This is a genomic window from Pseudonocardia sp. KRD291 (assembly GCF_019263595.1).
Lineage (GTDB): Bacteria > Actinomycetota > Actinomycetes > Mycobacteriales > Pseudonocardiaceae > Pseudonocardia.
On the sequence record NZ_JADQDD010000029.1, the window covers coordinates 1 to 23,765 of the forward strand.

Sequence of the window (23,765 nt, forward strand, 5' to 3'; positions counted from 1 at the left end):
GGTCCCGGCGGCTGCGGCGCTCGCTGCCGCGGTCTCCGACTACGCGGCAGCGGCGCGGGCGGTGAACACGTGGCGGGCCTACCGCTCGGATCACGCCCGGTTCGCGGCCTGGTGCGCCGCCCAGGAGCCCCAGGAGTCGGCGTTGCCGGCGGCGCCGGTGACCCTCGCCCGCTATCTCGCCGCGCACGCCGGCGCGCGGCGGCCGGCCACGCTGGCGCGGTGGTGCTCGGCGATCGCGGTCGCCCACGACCTGGCCGGGCACCGCTCCCCCACCCGCGACGAGCAGGTCCGCACCGTGCTGGCCGGGATCCGGCGCACCCACCGCACTCGGCCCGCCCGGGTTGCCGCGGTGTCCCCGGACGACCTGCGGGCGATGATGATCCCGCTCGACCCGAGGAGTCCCCGCGACGCCCGGGACCGGGCGCTGCTGCTGATCGGGTTCGCCGGCGCACTGCGGCGCAGCGAGCTCGTCGCGCTCACCCTCGCCGACGTCGCCCTCGACTCCGACGGCCTCCGAATTTTCATTGCGGCGTCAAAGACCGATCCGGGGGCGGTCGGGCACACCCGGGGCCTGTCTTACGGCTCCGATCCCGCGACCTGTCCGGTGCGGGCCTGGCGAGCATGGCTCGAGCATCGGTCCCCCTCCCCCGCTGCCCGTGCCGCCGCAGCATCCAACGGGTCCGCGCCCCGGCTACCCGGTCACGGAGCCCCGTCGCGCCATCTGCCCGCCGCAGGCGCGTTCGTGGCGGTGGACCGGTGGGGGCGCCTCGGGGAGACTCCGCTGTCGGACCGGTCGGTGGCGCGGATCGTCGCCGCGCGCGCGGACGCGGCAGGCTTGCCGGGGCACTGGGCGGGGCACTCGCTGCGGCGCGGGTTCGCCACGACGGCCTACGCGAGCGGGGCGTCGGAGGTGGCGCTGATGCGGCACGGGCGGTGGCGGTCGAGCTCGGCAATGCGCGGCTACATCGACGAGGGCACCGTGTGGTCGGACAACCCCACCCGGCGCCTTGGCCTCTGACCGGCACTCCCCGACCCGAACCGGCTCAGGGCCCACGCATCCGAGGCTTCAGACAGCGGTGCGGGGTGATAACGCCGTTATCACCCCGCACCGGGATCGAGCAGCGACCACAACCGGGACGCGGATGACGTCATCCCTCGGGGGCGTCCTCGGAAAGCAGGCGTACGAGCTCGGCGAGCTCGTCGGCGCCGAACAGGCGGCGGATCGACTCCGCGGCCTTCGCCGGGCTCGAGGCGGTGATGGTGCGCCGAGTGTTAACGCCGTTATCGGTCGGCCTCGACTTGCGACGGTAGGGCGACCCGGCCGCAGCGATCGCCCGCTGCTCGGTCTCGGGCAGCCCGCCGATCTCGCGGCCCTGCTCCACCTTCAGCAACCCTTCGTCCAGGGCGTCGCGCAGCTCTGGAATCAGGCCAAGCAGCGCCATCCGCTGGGTGATGTAGGGCTGACTACGCCCGATCCGGGATGCGAGCTGGCGCTGCGAGATCCCCGACTCGGTCAGCACCTGCTGCATCGCCACCGCCTCGTGCAGCGGGCCGAGGTCGCGGCGGTGGCTGTTCTCGACCAGCATCACCTCATACATCGAGGCGACCCGGTCGTCGTTGACCAGCGCCGGCACCTGCTCGAGTCCGGCGGCCGCAGCCGCCTGCAGGCGCCGGTTGCCGATCAGCGACACCCACCGCGCGCCGTGCAGGCCACCCCGCTCCTTGGGGTAACGATCCAGGAACGCGGCGGTGGAGCAGACCACGATGGGCTGCAGCACGCCGTGGGTGCGGATGGTGTCGACGAGCTGGTCGAAGTCCTCACCGCTGCTGTCACGGTCGCTGCGCCGGTTCAGCGGGTTAGCCGCGACCTGCGACACCGCCAGCGCCATGGTGTCCGGACCCGACGAGACATCGACGGCGGCGGAGGAGCCGGCGGGCTGACGCGGGGGAGGGGAGTAGCTGTCGGGGACCTCCTCACGGGCGAGATCGACGAGGTTCACGCGCTTACCCACGGCTCAGCCCTTCCCGGAGGCGATAACGCCGTTATCGCCGTCGCCGCTGTCAGAGCAGTCTCTAGGGCCGTCGCTATTGCTGAGGCCGTTATCGGGGCCGGCGTGCCGCGGTGCGCCGCCGGTGCCGAGGACCTCGAGGGCCAGCTTGAGGAAGTCCTGGCGGGCCTCGACCGCGGTTCGGTTCTTGCTGTACTGCACGACCGTGACCCCCTCGGCGGAGGCGCGGGTGTGGAGCTTGTAGTGCCGGATCACGGTGTGAAACGACGGCCAGCCGCGCGCTCGGACGTAGTCGCGGGTCTGGTTGAGGTCGCTCTCGCCGTCGCGGGGGTCCCAGTTGTTGAGCAGGACCCGCCACGGCACCCCGGAGGGGTCGATGACGCGCTGGATGGAGCGGGTGGCGGGGGAGAAGGCCATCGGCTCCGGTTCCAGGGGGACGATGACGTCGTCGGCCTGGGTCAGCACGGTCTGCAGGATCGACTCGTCCTCGAGGCTGCCCGGGGTGTCGACGAAGATGTGCGAGTACTGCTGGATCTCGCGGAGCTTGCCCAGCAGGGCCGGGTTGTCGTGGCACTGCTCGAAGTCGAACGGTAGTGCGTCGCCGACCCGCTGCGCCCACTCCAGCATCGAGGCCTGCGGGTCGGTGGAGACCCCGAGGACGGGGGAGTGGTCCGCAGTCCCCCCGAGGGTGTCGGCGACCACGGCCGCGAGGTTCACGGTGACGGTGGTCTTGCCGACCCCGCCCTTCTGATTGGCGATGACATGGACGCGCGCCATGGAGTTGTCCCTCCGTCTGCTTCCCACCCGGCGGGCGGTACTTCGGATCGCCGTACATGCTGCCAGAGCGGTCGGCGTCGACAGGGAGGCGCTCCGGCCCGGCAGCGACCCGTTCCGGGTCGCTCGCGCTCACAGCCGAAAGGCCCAGGGGCCGGCGGGTGTTAACGCCGTTACCACCCGCCTCCCGGAGCGCGCGGCGACCAGGACTGGCGGCCCGCGGTGAGCGGCGCAGACCGAAACTTCGCGGCGATCTGCGCGTGTCGCGATGTCGACGTCGTGTCGCCAAGTCGATGCGCGGTATGGTGGTGATGCGAAAGCGCCCCTTCTGACAGGTTGGGGATTCGCTCCGGCTTCGGCCGGGGCAACGTCGGACCGGTTGCAGGGCCGGACGACGCGAGCTGTAAACGAGGCGGCCCCCGGCCAGGGGCCGCCTCGTTCTCGTTGCAGCGACCCCCGGGGCTGACCCTGTGTCGAAGACACCGTGATCGAACGTTTGTTCGGTCGCTGTGCGGGTGGCTGCAGTCCTTCTTCGTGGCCGCCGACGTCATCGGCGAGCCTGGATCAGGCCTACCCCGACGGGGGACGGCGGCGTCAGCGGGTCCGGTGTGGCGCTTCGGGCTCGATCGCGTGGGCGGTGACGACGCGGCCGTCGGGGTCGGTCGGCCGGTGATCGCCGGCGATGAGTCGCTCGGTTGCCGGGACGGTGAGGCCGAGTCGCAGCCTGCCGGTCGTGTGCTCGGGCGGGCCGGGGTAGAGCTCCAGCACCGGCCCGTCCGCGAGCTCGGCGGCGTAATGGACGGGGCCGGTGCCGTGCTGCTTCCGAACGAGGTGCCGGCCGATGCCGGCGTAGAAGTCGCGGCAGGCCTCGAGGCGCTCGGGGTAAGGACCAGGAGCGTCGCCCCTGCTGCTGTGCTCAGGACAGCTCCGGCGCTCCGGTCCGGCCTCTGACTGCCGACCACGTGCGGGCGATGTCGATCGCGGTGAGGAGTGCCGCGAGGAGCCCGGACACGGCGAGCTGCCACGCCTCGCCTCCGAGGCCGAGCATGCCGGCCAAGCCGGCAAACCCGACGAGGGTGGGAACGCCCAGCGGGACCGAGCGAGTGCGGGCGTCGGCCATGCTGTCCTCCGTCACTGCTGCTGGTGGCTCGTCGACCACACGATACAGCGCGGAGAAGAGCTCGGTCCTGTTCCGGACTCCGCCGACGGGCCTGTGCGGCGGCCGAATGCAGGGGCGGGGCTCCGCCCACCGCTGCCAGTGCCGCCCGTTCGCGGCCACGAGAGCATCTCGCAGTGACGTCGCCCGGTGCTCACCGCTCACCTCGACTCGGTTGCGGGGATCGCCGGCGTTCGCGGAGCTCGTCGAGGTGCGCGGCCAGCGCGGCGCGCGCGGCGGCCCGCGCCGCACGGTGATCTGCCGGATGCACTGGCTCCAGTGCTGCCCGGGAGCGCTCTGTAACCACCGCGGAACCCTGAACGGGGAGAACGCGGTGCCCGACGGCGGCGCGGGGGAGCTCGTTGAGCCGGTTACGCCAGGGGCGTAGTCGGTAGGCCAGTACCCGCAGCGGGTCCTCGGCGCCCCGGCAGGCGTCGCCGCGGTTGACCTCGGGCCGGTCGGGGTGGTGGTCGATGGCGTGCAGGATGCCTGCGATGCAGGCGCCAGCCTCCCACCAGGGTTTCAGGATGGCCCGGGCTCGCCAAATCTCGATCTCGCTGGCTTGTCGGCCGTCTAGGCCGAGGCGTGAGATGAACGTGAAGGTGGCTGCGTTTCTCTCGCCAGGATTGCCGGGGACGACGTGGGATGGCCACCGCTGTGGGTTGGTGGGCTGAGGCCGTCTGCCGCCCGACAAGGGCTTACTACTCACGTTAGAAGTGGGGAGGTCGCCACTTTCATCCACAGGCGACTGCGGGGGGCCTGAGTTCGTCTCCGGCTGCTGGGGGAGGGGAGTGTCGGTAACCAGGGCGTAGGTGGGTGTCCGGTTGGTGTCGGCGCCGAGGAACTCCGCGGTCGCGCCGGCTTCGACGACGACCACCAGCCCGGCGTCACGGGCCCAGGCCAGGACGCGGGACACGGTGCGCGGTGCACGGTCGCCGGCGGCGCCGAGCCGCTCGGCTGTCAGGCCGGTGATCAGGCCGGTGCTCCAGTCCATGTGCAGAACCAGCCGGCGCAGGATCAGCGCCCAGCTGTGGCGCTTGTCGGTGCGCCACTCCTCGTCGTCGACGCGCCGGGCGATGTCGGCCAGGGCCTCGGGCTGCGAGGTCAGGACTCGGTAGCCGGCCTCGATGAAGTGCCGCCAGCCCGGGTGTGGCGCGAATCCGCCGTCGTTGAGGCGCCGGCGGGCCCGCTGCAGGCCGCGCGCCATCGCGCGGTCAGTGGCCCGTTGCCGCGCCCGGGGTCGCGGCGTACGGCCCGGGCCCGTGGTGGGGCCACCGCGCTCGGTGCCGCGCGCCGCGCGGCCGCGCGGAGTGCGCCGCGCGCCTGCCGTGGCGCGGATGCCGTAGCCGCACGGGTCCGGCTGCTCGTGGTGGAGCAGTGCACCGTGCATGACGCAGCGGTTGTTGTCGGGGCCGGATGCGAGCGTGAACGCGCCCTGCTCATAGCAGGGCAGGCACCACCCAGTTCCCGGACCGGTGTCCGGGCATGACGGGGTAGCCCCGTGTCGTGGTCGCGCTGGATCCGGCCCAGGATGTATCCTGGACACGCGAAAGCGCCCCTTCTTGACAGGTTGGGGATTTCGCTCCGGTTCGCCGGAGCACCGACGTCACATCGGGTGCAGGTCCGAGTGACGCGAGATCGAAACGAGGCGACCCCCGGCCAGGGGTCGTCTCGTTCTCGTTATGAGGCCCGAGTCAGCGGCAGCTCCTGTTGGGCGGGGTTCGACGACGTCGGCGAGCTCTTCGTTGGGAGCTCGTCGAGGTGGCGCAGGCCAACCGCGATCAACGCGGCCGCCGTGTCGGAGTAGGACCAGTCGAGGTCAGCGGCGATGTCACGCACTCTCTGACCGTCGGTCTGGGGCACACGGATCATCAGTGCGTCGGTCCCTGGGGCCGGAGCGGTGGCCTCATGCAGGTGTCGGAGGCCGACGCTGATCAGCGCCGCAGCTGTCTCCGAGTGGTACCAGCCGCGATCGGAGGCGACGGTGCGCAGCTGCTTCCCGTGCGATTCCGGGATCCGGGTGCCGATGGCGACTCGGGGGCCCTTGGAGGGGCGCCCGATTCGCCGTGCGGCTGTCCGCTTCGCCATGGCGAGATCATGGCCGATTTTCTGAAAGGACGGAAGCCGACACGCCGTCCGCGCATCACTCCTCAGCGTGAACCAACCTGCCCCCAGGCCGGCAGTAGTCCTCGAGATCCTCGAAGAGGTCGAAGCTGGCTCCGTCGTCTTACACCCGATAACGGCGGCCTCGTCGTAGGCACCCACGGCCGCGTGTAGGCCTCGCGCCGTTTCCCATGCTCTGTGGGCATCTCAGGACGGTCGGTTTGCGTGAGCACTCCTCGACAGTCGCCGCCTCCGAGCCATTTCCGGCGGCGCCGAGCACCGCCGCCTGGCGGAACGCTAGCGAAAGATCTCTGCGGTCATCGCGTCTGCGATCTGTCCGATGAGGGATCGTGCCTCTTCGCCGTTGCTTGTCGAGTCCCAGTACAGCGTGTGGCGCCGCCGGTAAGCCGCGACGCGGTCCGGATCGTCCTCCCGGTACTCGCTCGCTTCGAGCTCGACGACGACGGTGGAGTCGTCGGCCCCGTCGAGGTTCTCGAACAGGTCGAAGCTCGCTCCGTAGCGCGACGGCATGGCGGTGTCGATGGGGATGATCCCGAGCTCGACGGTGGGGAGCCGGGAGAGCTCGCTGAGGTGGTGGAGCTGTTCGCTCATCACGGCCGGCCCGCCGAGGCGGTGCCGCAGCACGGCTTCGGTGAGGACGACGCGGATGCGAGTGCCCGGCTCGTACAGAACGCTCTTGCGTTGCAGGCGGGCGGTCACGGCCTGCCCGACATCCTCGGCAGAGAGCCCGAGAACGGTGCTGAGCAGGTAGGAGGTGTACCCGGCGGTCTGGAAGAGCCCTGGGATCATCGCGTTCTGGAAGACTTTGATCCCGCGGGCGCTGCGCTCAAGTTCGCCGTAGCTGAGCTGGTGTTGGTGCCAGCCTCGGGAGTGCAGCTTCGTCCAGTCGGTGATCTCCGAGGTGGCTTCGAGCAGGGTTGTGACGTCGTGTCGGGTGGTCTCGTCGGCGTCGGTGCGGTCCAGCCAGGCCGAGATGAGTTCCTTGTCGGCTCGTGCCTGGCCGGTCCCGTTCTCGACCTTGCTGATCCTGGACTGGGAGACGCCGAGCAGGTCACCGAGCTGGGTGCCGGTCAGGCCGGCCGCTTTGCGGCAGGCCCGGAGGCGCTCACCCAGTTCCTTCTGCGATGCCCTGCTCAATCAGTGCTCCGTTCTAGCCCCGGGCCGTGGCCGGGAGGTTGAGCGGTGGGGGAGGGCCGACAGCGGCGGTGCGCTGGCGGGGGAAGTTGCTCAGGTCGAACGCGCCCGCCGCGACGGTCTGTCCGAGCAGCAGATGGCGGATCGCCACGAACGGGGCGACGTCGTGGGCCTGCTCCGCGCCGAGGAACTGCCCGTCCTGGTCGAAGTGCTGCACGAACACTGTGGTGTCGTCGAAGAGCCAGAAGTCGGGCACGCCCGCCCAAGCCGGGTCGAGCGCCTCGCGGGCGATCGCCTGCACGTCCTCCCCGGCCGCGACGTTGTCGGGGTAGGCGGCGAACTCGAACCGGGTGTAGTCGGTGACCGGACGTCCCACGACCCGGACGCGGCCGATCGCCGCGCCGCGGGCGCGCACGTCTTCGACGGTGGCGATCCAGCCGTTGTTCTCGCGAGTTTTACGCCGCAGCGCTTCGCCGCGCAGGAAGGTCGCGATCCGGTCCTCTTCACCACCGACGGCGTAGACGTCGCGTCCCTCGTAGCGCCAGGCGTAGCGGGTGAACCGGGAGTACATGTCCCCGAGGGTCAGCTCGGTCATGCGATCACCTTCCCCTGGATCTCAACGAGGGTCTCGTGCGAGGGGAGTCCGATGCTCTGGAGGGCTTCAACGTCGTCGACGACGTCGCCTTCGACGAGCACGGTGCCGGCCGAGGTCGGCGTGACCGGCCCGGCCCAGCGCAAGGCACCGAGTCGCGCCGCGTGATCCAGCAGCAGCTGCTGAGTCACTTCGGCGAACCTCCGTCCTCTCGCGGTGCGGTCGCCCTGCACCAGCACGCTGCCCCGGTCGGTCACATACGTCGTCGGGCAGTTCCCGCCCTCACACGACGCTGACACTGCGATGACCTGAACCTTCATTCCGCCTCCCCTGAGCGCCACGAATATTCCAGATACACCTCGAGGCTACGCAGGGACCCCATCTCACGGGAACAGCAAAGGCACAGATGGCGGCACCTGTGCCCCCGATCCATGCGGCGCTCACCCTAGCATGATTGCGAATATTCGGAATATTCGTTACCTTATAGGTATCGAAACCTTCGGCGGTCCTGGCCGGTGTGTCACCACCGGCCAGGACCTGGACGGACCGCAACCCCGAGCGCTCAAGCCAGGAGAACGATCCATGCGCAGTCTCTCGCGCCCGTCGCACCGCGTCCCGCGCGGTCACCGACGGGCCCAGCCCAGCCGCGGCACCCGCTTCGCCGCCGCGTCCACGCCGCGCACCCCGACCAGAGCCGGTGGCCACCCTGCGCTGTCCGGAGTCCCGGCGTGAGGCGCCGCCAGCACGGCGCCGGGCGCCGCGGTGCGCGGCTCTCGGTACATGCGCGGTCGATCCCGGTGACCGCCGCCGGCGACGGCGTCGAGCACGAGGTCACCGACGAGGCGATCGGCGGCGGACACCCCGGTGGCCGCTACCAGACGCTCTGTGGCGAGCTCATCGCTCCGGCCGCGCTGACCGAGCCGCCCGGCAGGCCCTGCCCCGGGTGCGCGGTGGAGCTGACCCCGTTGCCGGAGCTGATCTCGGCCGACAGCCACGTCCAGCGTCGCGCCCTGGCCCCCTGGCTGCACGACCTGACCGCACGCACCAACCGGCTCGCCATCCGCGAGGCGGTGATCCCCGATGTCGCAGCCTGACCAGACGGCCGCTACCCCAGCCCCGTGGCGGGACGGGCGCGCCGAGCGGATCCGCGCCGCGGCCGAGGCCGAGCAGGCCCGCGCCGTCGCCGAGGCGACGCGTGCGAAGACCGCGCAGCGATCCGAGCGGGCACGCGCCCAGCTCGCCGCCGACCGCTCCGAACAGCGCGCGGCCGCGGCGGCCCGGCGCCGGGCCGCGGTGCGTGCCGGCGTCCGCGCTGTGCTCGGGGAGCTGCCGTCGGTGGCCGGGTTCGTGGCCTGTGTGGCGCCGACCCTGATCGCGACCCGCGGACAGCTGGAGTTCGCCCGCACCCAGATGCAGCTCGGCTCGATGTCGGTGCTGCTGCCCGCGATGCTCGAAGGCGCAGCCTGGCTGCTGGCCTGGCGCCGGCACCAGGCCGTCTCAGCGGGGGAACCGGCAGGCCGGCTCACCGCGGGGGTGTGGCTACTGGCCGCGGTCGCGGCCTCGCTCAACCTCTGGCACGGCGCGACCGGACCCGGCGGCCTGCAGGTCGGCGTCGCCTACGCCCTCGCAAGCCTCGTCGGGTTCGCACTCGTCGAACTGCTCGTCGGGCACCAGCGCCGCGCCCGCGCCTCCGCCGACCGCACCCGGCGCCCGCGGGGCCTACTGATCGGGCTCGCCCGGCTACTGCGCTACCCGCTGCTGTCCTGGGCGGCGTGGTCCCGTCGAGTCGAGCTGGGTCCCGGTGCTGACGCCGGCGAGGCCTGGGGGCAGGCCTGGCGCGACCGGTTCGGCGTCGAGCTGGGCGCGGACGCGATCGCGCGCCGCCGCGGCCGCGCCGGGATGCGCGCCGCCCGCCGAACAGCGGGCGCAGCTCCGGGGGCAGGCGCCGCAAGCTCGGGACACGGTGTCGTGCCCTCGGATGGGCAGGGCGATCAGGGATCCGCTCCGGACACAGGCGGCGTCGAAGACGACGGCTCGCGCCCGGGGACGGGGGAGCGCTGCGGTGGGGACCGATGCCCGCCTCGCGAGCTCCCCGACACCGGCGGGGACGACGAGGCGGCTGAGTCCGGCGCCGAGCCGAGCGGTTCCGGGGACGCGCGGGTTGAGGAGCTGGCGGAGCTGGTGGTGGCCGGGTGCCCGGTCACCGGGGAACAGGCCGGGGCGATGTATGCGGTGTCCTCCCGCACCGGTCGCCGTCTCCTGGCCAGGGCCCAGACCCTGCTCAGCGAGTCCGGGCGCGACCCGGAGCCACCCGATGGCCCCGGCTCGGGCGCGGCCGCGCAACAGCCCAAGCCGCTGGCGCTTGTCGCCGCGCCGGCCGAGCTGGGGGTAGGGGCATGACGCGCACAGAACTGCACACCGTCACGCCGAGCAACGACCTCACCCCAGCACCCGGAGAGACGCTCTCGGTGGCCTCGCGCACTCGCCGTCGGCTGCTGGGCGCGATCTCATCGGGGCTCGGTACGGCCTGGTGGGAGGCGCTGTGGCCGAGCGTCCGGGCGGCTGTCGCTTCCCCGGGGTGGGCGCAGCTCACCATCGCGCTCTCCGGCGCCGTACGCCGCGCGAGGGTCCAGATCTGCGCGTGGGCCCTGCTCGCGCTCGGTGTGACCGTCTGCGTGCTGGTCGGGCCGGCGGTGACGGACAACCCGGTGATCGCCGCGGCGCTCGATGTGTTCTGGGCGCTGGGCCTGTTCCTCGGTGTGGCAGGTGGGGCGGTCGCGGCCGTCCCGTTCGCCCGGGCTCTCTACGGGCACACTGTGCGTGGTCGGGTTCGTACCCGCTACGGGCTCGACGGCTGGGCGAGCTGGTGGGAGCTGCACCGCTCCCTGTCCGCGGCCGCGGTGCGCCGCAGCGCGGTCGAGACCCGCCCGAGCCTGGCGCCGCGCGTGACCCGGGAACTGCCCGACGGCGCCCGCAGCAAGCCGGTGCCCGCCATGGTGGCCCGGCTCCCGGTGGGCGAGTGCGGGACGTGGCTGGGCCGCTCGACGGTCGGCCCGGTCCGCGGAACCGACTGCTACGCCGGCAAGAAAGACGTCGTCGGGCTGGTGGCGCCACCGCAGACCGGCAAGACCGCCCTGCTGGGCCATCACGTGCTCGATCACTGCGGGCCGGCCGTGGTGACCTCGACCAAGACCGAGCTGTTCGACCTGTGCGCGGGCGGGCGGGCTCGCCGCGGCCCGGTGTACCTGTTCAACCCGGAGAATCTCGGCGGGCTGGGATCGACGGTGTGGTGGAACCCGGTCCGCGGCTGCGCGGACCCGATGACGGCCCAGCTCCGTGCCGGGCACCTCGTCGGCGCGACAGCCGGGAGCAGCGACAAGGGCGACGACCGCTGGGACGAGTGGGCCACCGCCGTGCTGCGCTCGCTGCTGATCGCCGCAGACGTCTACGGCCGGGACATGACCACCGTGGCGCACTGGATCTTCAACCCGCTCGCCAAGCCCGGCCAGGGCGGCGCCGGGGAGGCCCTGGACCTGCTGCGCCGCGCCCCGGCCGGCCGCGTGCCGTGGGGATCCGCGGAGTCACTGCGCCAGGTACTGGCCAGCGACGCACGCAAGACCGTCGACTCGATCTTCCTCACGTTGAGCCGGGCGGTGCAGTTCATGACCGACCCCGACATCGCCGCCCTGGTCACCCCGAGCACCGACCGCCCGGGATTCGACGCGCACCATTTCCTGACCGCCCCGGTGCCGGACGAGGACGCCGTGTGGCCGACGATCTTCCTGGTGGGCTCCGAACGCGAGGGAGCCTCGATCGGGCCGCTGCTGGCCGCGTTCACCGGCTACGTGTTCGAGTCCGCCAAACAGGCCGCAGCCACCCGGACCCGGCGCCGCCTCGACCCGCCACTGGGGATGTTCCTCGACGAGGCCGCTCTGATCAGCCCGGTCCCGCTCGACCGGTGGGCACCGGACGCGGGCGGCCGCGGGATCCATATCGAGTGGACCGTGCAGTCCTGGTCGCAGCTGGCCGGGCGGTGGGGCAACGACGGCGCGGACACGATCTGGAACAGCACCAACGCCAAGGTCCTCTACGGCGGCACGACCCTCGACGACGACCTCGACGCAATCTCCTCGCTGTGCGGGCGACGCCAGGAACGCGTCACCCAGCCCGACGGCACCGAGCGCTACGAACGGGTCCCGGTGTGCCCGCCCGACCGGCTCCGGGTCCTGCCGCAGTGGCATGCCCTGCTGATCTACCGCGAGACCCCGGCCACCATTGTCCGGATCACGCCGGTCTGGAAGCGCCGCGACCTGCTGCCCCCACCGGTCACGGCGACGATCCAACCGATGTCGACCAACCGGCCCGCACCACCACCGGGGCAGCAGCCCGACAGTCCACAGGCGCCCGCCGCGGCCTGACCGGCGATCGCCCCGCTCGTTCTCGGTAGCGTGCCGACGCCCACCGCGTCGGCACGCTGCACCATCCGAGCACCACATCTCGTCCAACAGGGGAGAGCACGTACGTGAGCACCAGCGACGGTCCCGCCGACCCGGCCGACGCCGACGGCAACAACACCGGCAACGGCACTGCGGGGAGCCGCGAGGAGCGGGTGTGGCGTCGCCGGCTCGGCGAGCTGATCGGCGAGGTCAGACGCGACGGGCAACAGACCTCCGACCAGGTCGGCCGCGTCGCCCAACAGGTCGTCGACCTCATCCACGAGGTCTCGCGGCTGTCTCCCCGCGTCGACGACCTCGACACCAGCGTTGCCGCGCTCGCCAGCGCCCTCGAGACTCCCGGAACAGACAACGGCGACGACCCCGCCCTGGAACTCACACCGGCGACCCGGTGGTCGCAGCTCTCTCGCCAGGACAAGCACGTCGCCTGGGACGCCCTCGGCGGCTGGGTCGCAGAGGTCCTCAACCCCGAGTACCGCCTCACCCGGGTAGAGCTGCCCGACTGCTGGCCCGTCCACCCTCGCGCGGTCCGCGAGCTCGCGTGGCTGCGGACCCTGCACATCGCCACCACCGCCACCGGCGTCCGCCCCGAGATCGTCGCCGAATGGCACACCCGCTGGCTCCCCGCCGCGATCACCAACATTGCCATGACGATCGACCCCCGCGAGTGCGCGCCCGGCCGGCACCGCCGCACCGAACACGAACGCCGCCAGCACGAGATCGCCCTGGAAGACGCCGCACGCGAAGGACGCATGGCGCCGCAGCTGACGAACGAGCGCGGCCCGGACCGGCCCCGCTACCTCCCCGAGCGCTTCCCACCCCGGCGCAACGACGATGACGAGCTGTTCGCTCCCGGCGCGCCGAGTCGCCCTGCGTCTCTCGACGCGGCTACACCACCGCCGCCGAGCACCCCTGACGACTGGCGCGAGTACTTCCTCGACGCCCGCCTCGCCGACATCGGCGAGGGCATCAACGACAGTTAGTAGCTCCGCTCCACGGCGGACCCGGCTACAGCCGCCACGGCCTGCTCGACCAGGTAGGGGCGTCGTGCGGCGGGGACACCGAGGTCTCCGGCCGGGCCGAGGGCGGTCTCGGCGATCTCGATCCGCTGCCCGAGAGTGAGGTCCCGGCGCACCCCGGCTGGCGACGGGCCGTGCGCCAGCGCGGTGGCCACCGCCGCCTCTATCCAGCCGGGTTCGGCACTGGGCGGCGAGGGCTGCGCGTCGTCGCTGGCTGCCGCGGCGTGCACCGCAGCCAGGGCCTGCCCGAGATCGTTGTGGTGCTCGCGAATCCAACCTTGCAGCGCCGCGTCCCGGTTCTCGGGGTCTGGGCACTCGGTGGTCTCGTCGCCGGCGCCGTAGGGTTTTAGACCCGGTTGCGCCTCTCCCGGCGCCTGGTGACGGAGCTGGCGTCGGCGTCGTGAAGCCCGCGCCTGCAGGTCGGCCCCGACGCCTGCGATCTGGCGTCGCCCGTGGTCGTCGACGCAGAACCGCACGCCGAGGGCTTCGGTGAGCAACTGCTCGAGCGCCCGGTCATAAACTGCGGCGAGCCCGGAGTTGATGGTGGCGATGCCGCGCCCGTCGAGCGCTCCGACCCGCCCGTCGTCGGTTGAACCGCCCCGGGATTGATGGAGGCTCTGAGGTGCCCCGGAGCCAGCGGAGTCGCGTGGTTGGAATCTTTAGGCCACGACGATCTTGTGTCTCGAACTCTAGCGGCGAGAGCCAACCCAGTGCGCTGTGCCGACGGCGCCGGTTGTGCCAGATCTCGAGGTATTCAAAGATCGCGTTCGCCAGCTCGATCCGTGTCTTCCACCGTCGCCGGTCGAGCACCTCGACCTGCATCCGCGACCAGAACGACTCGATCACGGCATTGTCGAAGCAGTCCGCGATGCTGCCCATCGACGGCACCAGCCCGGAGGCCTTGGCCCGGTCGGTGAAGGCCCATGATCCGCCCTGCTGGGTCCCGCGGTCGGAGTGGATCACCGTCCCGGGCGGCGGGGTGCGAGACTCGATCGCCATCCCGAGCGCGTTCGTGACTAGCCCTGCGGTCGGCGAGGCGTCGATCGACCACCCGACGACCCGCCGCGAGTACACATCCAAGACGACGGCGCAGTACACCGTGCCCTCACGGGTCGGGTGCTCGATGTCAGTGGCCCACAACTGGTTCGGCCCCGAGCGGGCGAAGTCTCGGTCCACCAGGTCCTTCGCGATCAGGTCCGGGCGCGGACGCTTCCATCGTGGACGTCCGGTGACACCGCGAATGTCGTTGCGGGCCATCAGCATCTCGACCGCGTTGTGCCGTGCCCGGCAGGAATCGGGGTGCCCGCCGTGGCCGTTGGGCGCGGGGGGCAGAAGCCCAAGCTCGGTCCGCGACAGGCTCGGCTGGCCCAGGAGATGTACGAAGCAGGCCAGCTCACAGTCGCCGAGATCGCCGCCGAATTCGGCGTCACCCGCCCCACGATCAGTGGCGTCCACCAAGGTGGTGTGCGACCGGCCCGGTGACGGGCGTGGCGTCGAGGTGTAGGGCGGCCATCGCGTGATCTTCTTGAAGACCTCTCACAGTGCTTCTCGAAGGACGACACGCGATGACCGCACCCTCCAGTATCGACCCCACCCAGTTTCTGCACGAGCAGCTGTCCCAGGCGAGTCCGGACCTGCTGCGACAGATGTTGACCACGTTCATCGACACGCTCATGTCCGCTGAGGCCGACGCCGTGTGCGGCGCCGAGTACGGCGAACGCTCCGAGGCCCGCACGAACACCCGCAACGGCTATCGGCACCGCGACTTCGACACCCGCGCCGGCACCTTGGACGTGGCAATCCCGAAGCTGCGGGGCGGCTCCTACTTCCCGGACTGGCTCCTTGAGCGGCGCCGCCGCGCCGAACGCGCCCTGACCACGGTGGTCGCGACCTGTTACTTGCTCGGGGTCTCCACGCGCCGGATGGAGAAGCTCGTCGAGTCGCTCGGGATCACCAGGTTGTCGAAGTCCCAGGTATCGGTGATGGCGGCCGAACTCGACTCCCACGTCGCCGAGTTCCGTGCCCGGCCGCTCGACCAGGGCCCGTACACGTTCGTCGCCGCCGACGCGCTCGTGCTCAAGGTCCGTGAGGGCGGACGGGTGGTCAACGTGCACGCGCTGCTGGCCACTGGCGTCAACGGTGACGGGCACCGGGAGATCCTCGGCCTGCAGGTCACCTCGGCCGAGGACGGCGCCGGCTGGCTCGGGTTCTTCCGCGACCTGAGCGCCCGCGGTCTGTCCGGGGTCCGGCTGGTCACCTCGGATGCTCACAACGGCCTGGTCGCGGCGATCGGGGCGACCCTGCCCGGCGCGGCCTGGCAGCGCTGCCGCACGCACTACGCGGCGAACCTGATGGCCGCGACCCCGAAGGCGTCCTGGCCGTGGGTGCGGGCACTGTTGCACTCGGTCTACGACCAGCCCGACGCCGCCTCGGTCCACGCCCAGTTCGACCGGGTGCTCGACGCCGTGGTCGACAAGCTCCCGAAGGTCGCCGAGCACCTCGACGCTGCCCGCGCCGATGTCCTGGCGTTCACCGGCTTCCCGCGCGAGATCTGGCGCCAGATCTGGTCGAACAATCCCTCCGAGCGGCTCAACCGGGAGATCCGCCGCCGCACCGACGTGGTCGGAATCTTCCCCGACCGCGACGCCCTGATCCGCCTCGTCGGCGCGGTCTTGGCCGAGCAGCACGACGAATGGGCTGAAGGACGGCGCTACCTCGGTCTCGAGGTCCTCGCCCGAGCCCGCATCAGCGCCGTTCCCGACAGCTCCAGTCCCGCCGAGGAGGTGGCCGCCATCCCGGCGCTCAGCGCCTGACCAGCAGCGAAGATCACGCAGCCGTCACACACCACGTCAGCGGGCTTGACCCCACGATCTACCGCCACCTCGATCGTCTCGACCAGATGAGGGGCGGCCAGCAAGCTCGTCTGTGAGGGATGTCGAGCCGGGCGGGGAAGAACCGCCGAGGACGCCGAGTTACGGACGGCCTCCCGTCGCGGCCCGGTCCGTGCTCGCCAGGAACGAACCTCCGAGTCGGGTCACGGGGGGTAACCCGACTCGCGACGCGAGATCATATAGGCAAGGTGACCGGCGCCAAGGGCGTCTCACGAACAACGCTTGCCGGATTGGGCTGCGTCGGGCCTACCTCTGGCGAAGTAGCTCAAGGACAGCGTCGAGCTGAGTGCTCACGGCGCCCAGCTCCGCTCGAACAGCAGTGACCTCGCCGCGCAGCTCATCGAAGCCGGAGTCGACCTTGCTTTCGAGCCGCTCGGCGATCTCGTAGAGCCCGTCGATGTCGCCGCGCTGCTGATTGAGCTGGCGGCGGACCTCCGGCTGCGACATACCCGCACCTTACCGCGGAGTCCCTCGACGCTGACCCCGGCGACGAGGAGCCCTGCCGGTTGTCCCTGTCGTCCCACGCTGAGGGCCGGTGGAACTACTGGAGCGTCCTCTCGGGCACGCTCGCTTAGCGCCGGATCCTGTAGAGATGTTCCTCAACCCCTGGACCGCTCCGAGCGGGCGAACAGGACCCACCGGGCGCTCGCCTTAGGCGCCGAATTAGCGAGTAGGACCGCCATTGCGCGCCGCACCCTCTTGAGCAGCGTTGACCACCTGAACCTTGTCGTTTTCAGCGAGGTCGTTGAAGAACGCTTCGGCCTCGTTCGTGTCGAGCTTGACGCAGCCGGCCGAGGAGCGCGCCCGGTCTCCTCCGTGGAACGCGACGCCTCCGTCGGCGAAGAACACCGCCCATGGCATCGGTGCGGGACGTCCGTCCGGACCGTTGAACTCTCCGCTGACGTGGTCCTTGTTCTTACGGTAGACGCGGAACGAGTGCCCCAGGGGAGTTTCCTGCCCGTTGCCACCGGAAGCGATCGGGACCGGGCCCCGTGCGACCTTGCCGTCCCGGATCAGCCAAGCCCGCTGCGACTCGAGATCCACACAGGCCCGAGCCGTTGCCGAACAGGGGGTTCCGGGTGCGACCGGCTCGGCGTGCGCCTGCTTCGCGATCGGACTCGTCTCCGGATCCGCGCCGGCCAGTGCCGGACTCGCCAGGGCGATACCGGCCAGGATGACTACACCGGCGATCACCGACACCGCGGCCCGGCCTCGCGAAACCATCAGACGAACGCTCCTCATCACAACTCGACTGCGCCCGCCAGCGAGCGCAGTACTTATTGTCCGTAGCGGTAGACGCCTGCGAGTACGGAGGGTTTGTCCGTTCTCGGGGGCGCTCGACGAGTGGAGCTTGACCCGCGACGAGTGGTGCCAGTTCACCGTTCGCCTCCGTGGGGTCCGCATCGGCTCACCCGATGACCGGACTGAGACGCGCGGCTCAGCGAGGCACCCACATCACCCCGAGGAGAGGCAGTTCGCGCCGGGTAGGACGGTAGCGAGCCAAGGCGCTCGCTTGCTTCAGTGAGCCATAGCCAGTCGGTCTCAAAGGGGACAGCGGTGTCACCGGACGCCCTACTCTGTCCGTGTCGGCTCGGCTCCGGGGTCCTCCGGTGGCGCGGACGACGAGGCGGTGCCTGGGCCGCCGCCGGGCTCGTGATGCCCGGCCGGCCCCGTGCCTGGCTCGCGAGTCGGCGCGGTGTCGGTTGCCGCCACCGGTGCTGACTGGGAGTCGCCGGACTTGGGTGGCCGAGGCGCGCGGCGACGAGCGGGGTCGGTGAGCTGAGCCCAGAGCACGAGCCCAGCGAGTGCGGCGATGATGGCGACGGTCAGCAGGAGCGGCCAGAGCGCCACATTCGTGGCTCCTCCGCTCGACGGCGGCGCTGCCAGCACGGTGGGAATCATCTCGGTGCTCGATTCGCGATGCGGGACAAGGGATGCGGACCGGCCAGCGTGGCCGGTGGCCCGACGCTTCTGCACACCGCGTTGCCGCAGGGAAACCCGGCAGGAACGGTAGATGGTTCCCGGCCGTCGCGCGACGCCGGCGTGTGGCGAGGAGGCCGCTTCGTCAACGGACGGTGAGTCCCCGCGTGCGCAACCAGGCTTGCGGGTCGCGCTTGTTCCCGCTCTCGTCGCGGATCTCGAGATGCAGGTGCGGGCCGGTCGATTGACCACGGTTGCCCATCAGGGCGATGCGGTCTCCCGCTCGGACGCTCTGGCCCTTCTGGACCAGGCTGCGGTTGATGTGGCCGTAGATGCTGATGGAGCCGTCCGGATGGCGGATCCGTACCCACAGCCCGAAGCCGGAGGCGGGTCCGGCGTCGATGACCTCGCCATCGCCGACGGCGAAGATCGGGGTGCCGACGTCGTTGGCGATGTCGAGGCCGTAGTGCGTAGCGCCCCATCGTGGGCCGGCAGCAGAGGTAACGGTCCCGACCGTCGGCGTGACGAACACGTCTCCGCTGTCGCTGAGCGCGGCCTCCGGCGCGCCGCCCGCCAGTGCCCGTGTCCGCGTTAGGGCCACTGCGGCGATCTTGTCGGCCAGCCGGTCGGCCTTGGCCAGGGATTCGAGTTCAGGAATACCGTGGGTCTCGGTTCCCAACGGAGTGGGCGTGAGCCCGGCCGCCGCCGGTTGAGGGCGCGTCTCGGGTTGGTCGTGTCGTTCGAGGGCGGTCGACATCGCGATGGGTGCCCACCCCTGGGTTGCTCCCTCGGCCATGGTCACAGTCGTCAGGCTCGGCATCAACGCGCCGCCGCCGGCGGCCGCGGCACCGGCGGCCAGCGCGCCGAGGTGACGGGTGAGGCGTCGCTGCCGATCGGGACCGCGTACCAGCGGCTCGGAGTGGGCCCGATTCGATGGCGACGACGCGACGGCCCGGCGGTGGGACCCGCTCCGCTCCGAGGGCTTGTCGCGGCGCGGCGGGTGGGGTGCCAGGGCGTGGGCGGCGATGATGTCGGCCGAGACAGGCGGCGGGGACGAATCGCCCTGGCTGGTGAGGCTGTACGGCGCGTGAGACCGCGGCGTTGCCCGGCCTCGTCGCGTGCCTCGTCGCGGGTCGCGTGTCGGGAGACGCCCGGGTCGATGCTGGTCAAGAGGCGCGGCGCGGGGCGGCGCGCTCTCGGTAGGCGTACCGGCCAGGGTCCGGGCGGGTACGCCTATCCGGCGGGTGGGGGTCATTCGAAGGACATGTGGACGTGGTCCATGTGGTTGGCGGTGACCCCGCCGCGATCTTCCATCGTCTCCCATCCCTCGCCGAAGTTGATGCGCTGGCGGTAGATCACGTAGCTGATACCCAGGCGTTGCAGGTTCTGGGTGGCGTAGTCGGCGAGCGCGTCACCGGAGGACCGGTCGGCCATGAAGTCGAGGGCGCGGCCTTTCGGGTGGTCGGAGGCGTTGGAACGGCCGGCGACGCCGTAGACGGTGGAGATGTCGAACCTGCAGCGCAGGTCCTCGCCGACCTCGCCCACCTCGGGGCTGACCGCCCCGAAACCGGAGCGACGTTCAGCGCACTGGCTGCTGTCTTGCGCGGTCTGCTCGGGCTCGTCGCGTTGCTCGGTCCGTGCGCGGGCCGCCGCGCGCTCGGCGTCCTGTTTCGCTGTCGCGGCGCGCTCTCCGGCGAGGCCGGTCGCCTTCTGCAGCGCTTGCCGCGCAATCGCTTGTCCGTCGGTCTGTCGCAGGATCTCCGCGGCGGCGGCGTCGGTGGGCCCCGGGTCGAAGGCGGCCGTGAGCTTGCCTGGCGCGTCCGGCAGTGTGGCCGGCTCGACCGGGGTGATTGCCGGAGTCGCGGTGTCGAGGTCGGCGGTGAAGGCGACGTTGAGCGCGGCCTCTCCGTGCGGGCCGTTGGGGTCGGTGACGATGTGCCCGACAACGACAGTTCCGCCGATGAAGAGCACACCCGCGACGCGTCGGTGACGCGCCGGCGAGCCGGCGGAGCGTCGGCAGGCTGGGGAGCGATGCCGTGCCACAGAGGACCTTTCCAGGGACGAGGGCGGCGCGTCGGGGGAGCAGTGCCGCACGCTCGGTCTGATCGGGTGGTGCCTGGCCACGGTACGAAGCACGCTGATCACGATGAGGGTGCCATCGAGTGACGATGCGGTAACCGGCGCCCAAGCGGCGGCGAATGGCGCATTTGTCCTGTTGTTCGGCAGAGACGACGGTTCTGTGAGGGACCGGGCGGTCAGATACGTCTCCGGCGATGGGTAATCTGCGCCGGTTGGGCGCTTCCGTCGTGTGGGCGCTCGGGCGCGGTGACGGTGAGGTGGACCGGTGACGAGAGTGGTGCAGCGCGCGCTGGCCGGCTTGTTGTTGCTGGTCATAGCGGTTGTCTGCCACACGGCCATGTCGTCGTCGGCGTTGGCCCAGACTGCTCTCACGGTGCCGGTCCGCGCTCTACCTGCGATCACCGCGTCAGATTCGGCGGCCGTGCCCACCAGCACAGCACCGGTGGGCACAGCACCGGGGTCGGACGAGACGACATCCGTAGGCCGCTCGGCACGTTTCCCTGTGCCGGCCGCCGGTGGCGGACGAGTGATCGACACCGATCCGGGCGACGATGGTGGCCCGACCTGCCCGGTCTGGCACCACGCGCCCCCGCACGATTCGAGCGTTGCGGACTCGTCGCGGCCGGTGGGTCTCGGCGACGAATGCCCGCAGCCCGCCGGGCTCGGCGGGCTGCTCGCCTACCAGCCCCTGCCGGGCAGCGACGCGATCGCCGAGCTGGCGGCCGCTGGCCGTATCGCCGCCCCTCGTGGCGCAGAGGTCTGCCTGCTGCACTGCATCAGTCGGAGCTGATCAACCGGAGTTGACCGGCCGCAGCCGGGGAGTTCCACCGCAGCACCTCCACGGACCACGGTCCCGTGCCGTCGCCGCCTGAGAGCCCCTCCCACGAGGCCGTCGAGAGATCGACGGTGGCCGCGACCCAGCCACGCGCACGCGTTGGCCGTCCCGTCCCAATACGGACCTCCTTGATCCACTAGAGGGTGCTGCCATGCAGACCTACCGCGCCGATATCCGACGACAGATCGAGTGCCGGATTGGCTCAGCTCACTTCCACCAGGCCCGGCGCCTAACCCGGCCCGCCAGATCCCCCGGTACAACCCCCGGAGCGTCCGGAGTTCCGCGGTGAGGTTCGAGACGATGCGTTCCACCGCCCACGACCGACCGCGTCAGGTGGAGTCGGCGTCGTCGACGAGCTGCGGGGTCGGGCCCACCGAGCCGGCGTCGCTGTTCATCGTGTGCCTAGACGCCGACGTCGAGCCTGCGGCGTTGACCGGGACGAACACGCAAGACCTGGTCGAGCTGCGAACTGTTGGCTGCCGGGTCCCGTGGTTCACCGGCCGGACCACGGGTGAGTCAGCAACCATCGACTATGCGGTGGGGCAGCGCGGTGTCCGACATGTCGTGATCCTTGGGCATGTCCCCTGCGCCGCGCTGGAAGTGTGGTCGTCGAACACGAGGACTCAGGGTCTGCTCGCGGAACGCCGCGGACGCGATAGGCACGGCCAGGTGGTCCTGCGCCGTGGTGGGAGCCAGGCCCATGACACGCTCGGCGAGCGCGGCAAGACGCCCCGGCACCCGATCCGCCACCCGCCCCCGCGCCCTTGCGACGCCGGGCGCGGTCCGGACGACTGGGTGGAGCGGTCGGCGCAGTCACACCTGCTTGCCCAGCTGGATGCCGTGAAGAGCTACCCGGTGGTCCAGCGGGCCGTGGCCAGCCGCGGACTCGAGCTCCACGCCTGGCTGCACGGCCCGTCCGGCTCGGTGACCTGCGCAGACCGGACGACCATGACATTCGGTCCGCTGTGAGAGCCCCCGCCCGGCTTGCGTGGCCCCATCCGAAGCGGTCCTCACCGTGTCCACGACGGCACGCGCGATGGGGCGGGGGCCGCTGCGGGCGGCTCCCGTCACGGCCGTGGCACAACCCGGGGGTGCCGCGATGCTGACCACACCGTCGATACAGGAGCAGGAGCGCCGCCGCGACCAGCGGCGGCCGGGCCCGGCAGCTCGGGCGGCCTGGCGAATCGCCGCGGCCGGCGTCAGCGGGGTCGTGCTGTATTGGAGCTTCCCGCCGCGGACGTTGTGGTTCCTCGCCCCGCTGGCCGTCGCGGGTCTGTACCTGGCGCTGCGCCACTGTTCGATCCGGCTCGGCGGCGTGATCGGTCTCGTGTTCGGTGCGGGCTTCCTGCTTCCGTTGCTCGTGTGGACCGGGACCTATGTCGGGCCAGGGCCGTGGCTGGCGTTGGTCCTGTTGCAGAGCATGTTCTTCGCCGCGACCGGTGCGCTCGTCGCCGCGCTGTCCCGGCTCCCCGGTGCTGCGCTGTGGACGGCGGCGGCGTGGGTGGCCGGTGAGGCCGCCCGCACGCGGGTGCCTTTCGGCGGCTTCGGTTGGGGGCGGGCCGCGTTCGGCCAGGCCGATGGGCCGCTGCTGCCCGTGGCCGCGCTCGGCGGGGCTCCGCTGCTGTCGTTTGCGGTTGTCCTGACCGGCGCGGCCACGGCCGCGGCGCTGGTCGGCGTCGTACGCCGGCTACGTGCCACGCATCAACTCGGTCACCCTGATCTCCGGGTCGGCCCGCGGTCACCCGAGGGGTGGGCGGCGGTAGTCGGGGTGGCGGTGGTCCTGGCCCTCACGGCAAGCCCGCTGGCGTTGCCGCGACCGCTCGGAGTCAGCGAGGAGCTGACCGTCGCGGTCGTGCAGGGCAACGTGCCCCGGCTCGGTTTGGACTTCAACACCCAACGCCGGGCCGTGCTCGACAACCACCTCAACCAGACCCGCCGCCTGGCCGCCGACGTGCGCGCCGGCCGGACCCCACGCCCGGACCTGGTGATCTGGCCGGAGAACTCCTCCGATCTCGACCCGGTCCACGATCCGGCGGTGGCCCGAGAGATCTCCGAGGTCGTCGACGCGGTCGGCGCCCCGACCGTCATCGGCGCCGTCGTCCGAGTGCCCGGCGAGCCCGGGCCGCGTAATACCGCGCTGTTGTGGCAACCGGGGGCGGGCCTGGTCGACAGCTACGCGAAACGTCGTCTGCAGCCCTTCGGCGAGACGATGCCGCTGCGCGACCTGCTTCGCACGTTCACCCCGCTGGTCGACCGTGCCGGGAACTTCGTACCGGGCAGCGACGCCTCGCCCCTGATCTCCACTGTGGCGCCGATCGGCGTCGCGACATGCTATGAGATCGCTTTCGACGACACCGTGCGGGACACGATCTCCGCAGGGGCCCAGCTGCTCGCCGTGCCCTCCAACAACGCCACGTTCGGCCTGACGGAGATGACCTACCAGCAGCTGGCGATGTCGAGAGTTCGCGCGGTCGAACACGACCGGGCCGTGTTGGTGGCCGCGACCAGCGGGGTCAGCGCGGTCATCGCGCCCGACGGCGCAGTGCTCGCACGATCCGGGCAGTTCGAGCCGGCCGTACTGGTCGCGCGGGTCCGGTTGTCGACCACCACGACCCAGGCCACCCGGATCGGCCCGCTCATCGAGGCGACAATCGTGGCGGCGGCGCTCGGCGGGGCGGGAGTCGTCGGTGTGCGCCACCGGCGCAACCAACGCGACCCGGGCATATGAGGGCCAGGGCGACGATGACCACCGGGCCGCGACCTGTATTACGGCCTGGC

General features: G+C 71.4%; 23 protein-coding genes. 9 read left to right on the forward strand and 14 right to left on the reverse strand.

The genetic code is table 11. From position 1 onward, the window contains the following. The coding region (locus I4I78_RS06800) for a tyrosine-type recombinase/integrase (RefSeq protein WP_218610343.1) at positions 1–1,018 on the forward strand (1,018 nt) is incomplete at its 5' end. A 130-nt stretch (positions 1,019–1,148) separates the two neighbouring features. Here the strand turns inward: I4I78_RS06800 and I4I78_RS06805 are convergent. The 8 genes from I4I78_RS06805 to I4I78_RS06840 all read right to left on the reverse strand — a co-directional run bounded on the left by I4I78_RS06805 (position 1,149) and on the right by I4I78_RS06840 (position 8,109). Further along, a complete protein-coding gene (locus I4I78_RS06805) occupies positions 1,149–1,889 on the reverse strand; it encodes a ParB/RepB/Spo0J family partition protein (RefSeq protein WP_226379236.1) in 741 nt (246 codons plus the stop codon). A 126-nt stretch (positions 1,890–2,015) separates the two neighbouring features. After that, complete coding sequence (locus I4I78_RS06810) at positions 2,016–2,786, reverse strand: ParA family protein (protein WP_218610345.1); 771 nt, start codon at positions 2,784–2,786, stop codon at positions 2,016–2,018. A gap of 913 nt (positions 2,787–3,699) precedes the next feature. Further along, positions 3,700–3,903 carry a hypothetical protein gene (locus tag I4I78_RS06815; protein ID WP_218610346.1) on the reverse strand — a complete coding sequence of 68 codons (204 nt, stop codon included), beginning with the start codon at positions 3,901–3,903 and terminating at the stop codon, positions 3,700–3,702. A gap of 190 nt (positions 3,904–4,093) precedes the next feature. Then, positions 4,094–5,146 carry a hypothetical protein gene (locus I4I78_RS06820; protein WP_226379237.1) on the reverse strand — a complete coding sequence of 351 codons (1,053 nt, stop codon included), beginning with the start codon at positions 5,144–5,146 and terminating at the stop codon, positions 4,094–4,096. A gap of 473 nt (positions 5,147–5,619) precedes the next feature. Continuing rightward, complete coding sequence (locus I4I78_RS06825) at positions 5,620–5,778, reverse strand: hypothetical protein (RefSeq protein ID WP_218610348.1); 159 nt, start codon at positions 5,776–5,778, stop codon at positions 5,620–5,622. Positions 5,779–6,339: 561 nt separating this feature from the next. Beyond that, complete coding sequence (locus I4I78_RS06830) at positions 6,340–7,200, reverse strand: helix-turn-helix transcriptional regulator (RefSeq protein WP_218610349.1); 861 nt, start codon at positions 7,198–7,200, stop codon at positions 6,340–6,342. Positions 7,201–7,213: 13 nt separating this feature from the next. Next, positions 7,214–7,792 carry a DUF6879 family protein gene (locus tag I4I78_RS06835; RefSeq protein WP_218610350.1) on the reverse strand — a complete coding sequence of 193 codons (579 nt, stop codon included), beginning with the start codon at positions 7,790–7,792 and terminating at the stop codon, positions 7,214–7,216. After that, complete coding sequence (locus tag I4I78_RS06840) at positions 7,789–8,109, reverse strand: hypothetical protein (RefSeq protein ID WP_218610351.1); 321 nt, start codon at positions 8,107–8,109, stop codon at positions 7,789–7,791. The genes I4I78_RS06835 and I4I78_RS06840 overlap by 4 nt, the downstream gene beginning before the upstream one ends. 408 nt (positions 8,110–8,517) lie before the next feature. Between I4I78_RS06840 and I4I78_RS06845 the strand changes: the two genes are divergently transcribed. The 4 genes from I4I78_RS06845 to I4I78_RS06860 all read left to right on the forward strand — a co-directional run bounded on the left by I4I78_RS06845 (position 8,518) and on the right by I4I78_RS06860 (position 13,226). Continuing rightward, positions 8,518–8,883 (forward strand): hypothetical protein, encoded by a 366-nt coding sequence (locus tag I4I78_RS06845; RefSeq protein ID WP_218610352.1) that lies wholly within the window; start codon positions 8,518–8,520, stop codon positions 8,881–8,883. Beyond that, the gene (locus I4I78_RS06850) at positions 8,870–10,189 is read left to right on the forward strand and encodes a DUF2637 domain-containing protein (RefSeq protein ID WP_218610353.1); all 1,320 of its coding nucleotides are present in this window, start codon (positions 8,870–8,872) and stop codon (positions 10,187–10,189) included. The genes I4I78_RS06845 and I4I78_RS06850 overlap by 14 nt, the downstream gene beginning before the upstream one ends. Further along, positions 10,186–12,207, forward strand: a complete 2,022-nt coding sequence (locus I4I78_RS06855; RefSeq protein WP_218610354.1) for a type IV secretory system conjugative DNA transfer family protein — start codon at positions 10,186–10,188, stop codon at positions 12,205–12,207. Before I4I78_RS06850 ends, I4I78_RS06855 begins: the two co-directional genes overlap by 4 nt. Positions 12,208–12,311: 104 nt before the next feature. After that, positions 12,312–13,226 carry a hypothetical protein gene (locus I4I78_RS06860; RefSeq protein ID WP_218610355.1) on the forward strand — a complete coding sequence of 305 codons (915 nt, stop codon included), beginning with the start codon at positions 12,312–12,314 and terminating at the stop codon, positions 13,224–13,226. On the opposite strand, the gene I4I78_RS06865 is transcribed toward I4I78_RS06860, so the two are convergent. Then, positions 13,223–13,813: a hypothetical protein gene (locus tag I4I78_RS06865; RefSeq protein ID WP_218610372.1), complete on the reverse strand. Its 591-nt coding sequence runs from the start codon at positions 13,811–13,813 to the stop codon at positions 13,223–13,225. The genes I4I78_RS06860 and I4I78_RS06865 overlap by 4 nt on opposite strands. Then, the gene (locus tag I4I78_RS06870; RefSeq protein ID WP_308251942.1) at positions 13,776–14,717 is read right to left on the reverse strand and encodes an IS3 family transposase; all 942 of its coding nucleotides are present in this window, start codon (positions 14,715–14,717) and stop codon (positions 13,776–13,778) included. The genes I4I78_RS06865 and I4I78_RS06870 overlap by 38 nt, the downstream gene beginning before the upstream one ends. Positions 14,718–14,827: 110 nt before the next feature. On the opposite strand from I4I78_RS06870, the gene I4I78_RS06880 reads away from it, so the two are divergent. Continuing rightward, positions 14,828–16,075, forward strand: coding sequence for an IS256 family transposase (locus tag I4I78_RS06880; RefSeq protein ID WP_218610358.1), 1,248 nt, complete (start codon positions 14,828–14,830; stop codon positions 16,073–16,075). A 324-nt stretch (positions 16,076–16,399) separates the two neighbouring features. On the opposite strand, the gene I4I78_RS06885 is transcribed toward I4I78_RS06880, so the two are convergent. From I4I78_RS06885 to I4I78_RS32625, 4 genes are all read right to left on the reverse strand, one after another. Continuing rightward, positions 16,400–16,600: a hypothetical protein gene (locus I4I78_RS06885; RefSeq protein ID WP_218610359.1), complete on the reverse strand. Its 201-nt coding sequence runs from the start codon at positions 16,598–16,600 to the stop codon at positions 16,400–16,402. A gap of 216 nt (positions 16,601–16,816) precedes the next feature. Next, on the reverse strand, positions 16,817–17,353 hold the full coding sequence (locus I4I78_RS06890) for a L,D-transpeptidase (RefSeq protein ID WP_308251943.1): 537 nt from the start codon (positions 17,351–17,353) through the stop codon (positions 16,817–16,819). A gap of 865 nt (positions 17,354–18,218) precedes the next feature. Then, entirely contained in the window at positions 18,219–18,869 is a 651-nt protein-coding gene (locus I4I78_RS06895) for a M23 family metallopeptidase (RefSeq protein WP_226379241.1), read from the reverse strand. Between the two features lie 455 nt (positions 18,870–19,324). After that, positions 19,325–20,044 (reverse strand): hypothetical protein, encoded by a 720-nt coding sequence (locus I4I78_RS32625; protein WP_308251944.1) that lies wholly within the window; start codon positions 20,042–20,044, stop codon positions 19,325–19,327. A 373-nt stretch (positions 20,045–20,417) separates the two neighbouring features. On the opposite strand from I4I78_RS32625, the gene I4I78_RS06905 reads away from it, so the two are divergent. From I4I78_RS06905 to lnt, 3 genes are all read left to right on the forward strand, one after another. Continuing rightward, complete coding sequence (locus I4I78_RS06905; protein WP_218610362.1) at positions 20,418–20,942, forward strand: hypothetical protein; 525 nt, start codon at positions 20,418–20,420, stop codon at positions 20,940–20,942. 345 nt (positions 20,943–21,287) lie between these two features. Further along, complete coding sequence (locus I4I78_RS06910) at positions 21,288–21,956, forward strand: carbonic anhydrase (protein WP_218610363.1); 669 nt, start codon at positions 21,288–21,290, stop codon at positions 21,954–21,956. A gap of 130 nt (positions 21,957–22,086) precedes the next feature. Next, a complete protein-coding gene (lnt, locus tag I4I78_RS06915) occupies positions 22,087–23,715 on the forward strand; it encodes an apolipoprotein N-acyltransferase (protein ID WP_218610364.1) in 1,629 nt (542 codons plus the stop codon). The last annotated feature ends 50 nt before the right edge of the window (positions 23,716–23,765 follow it).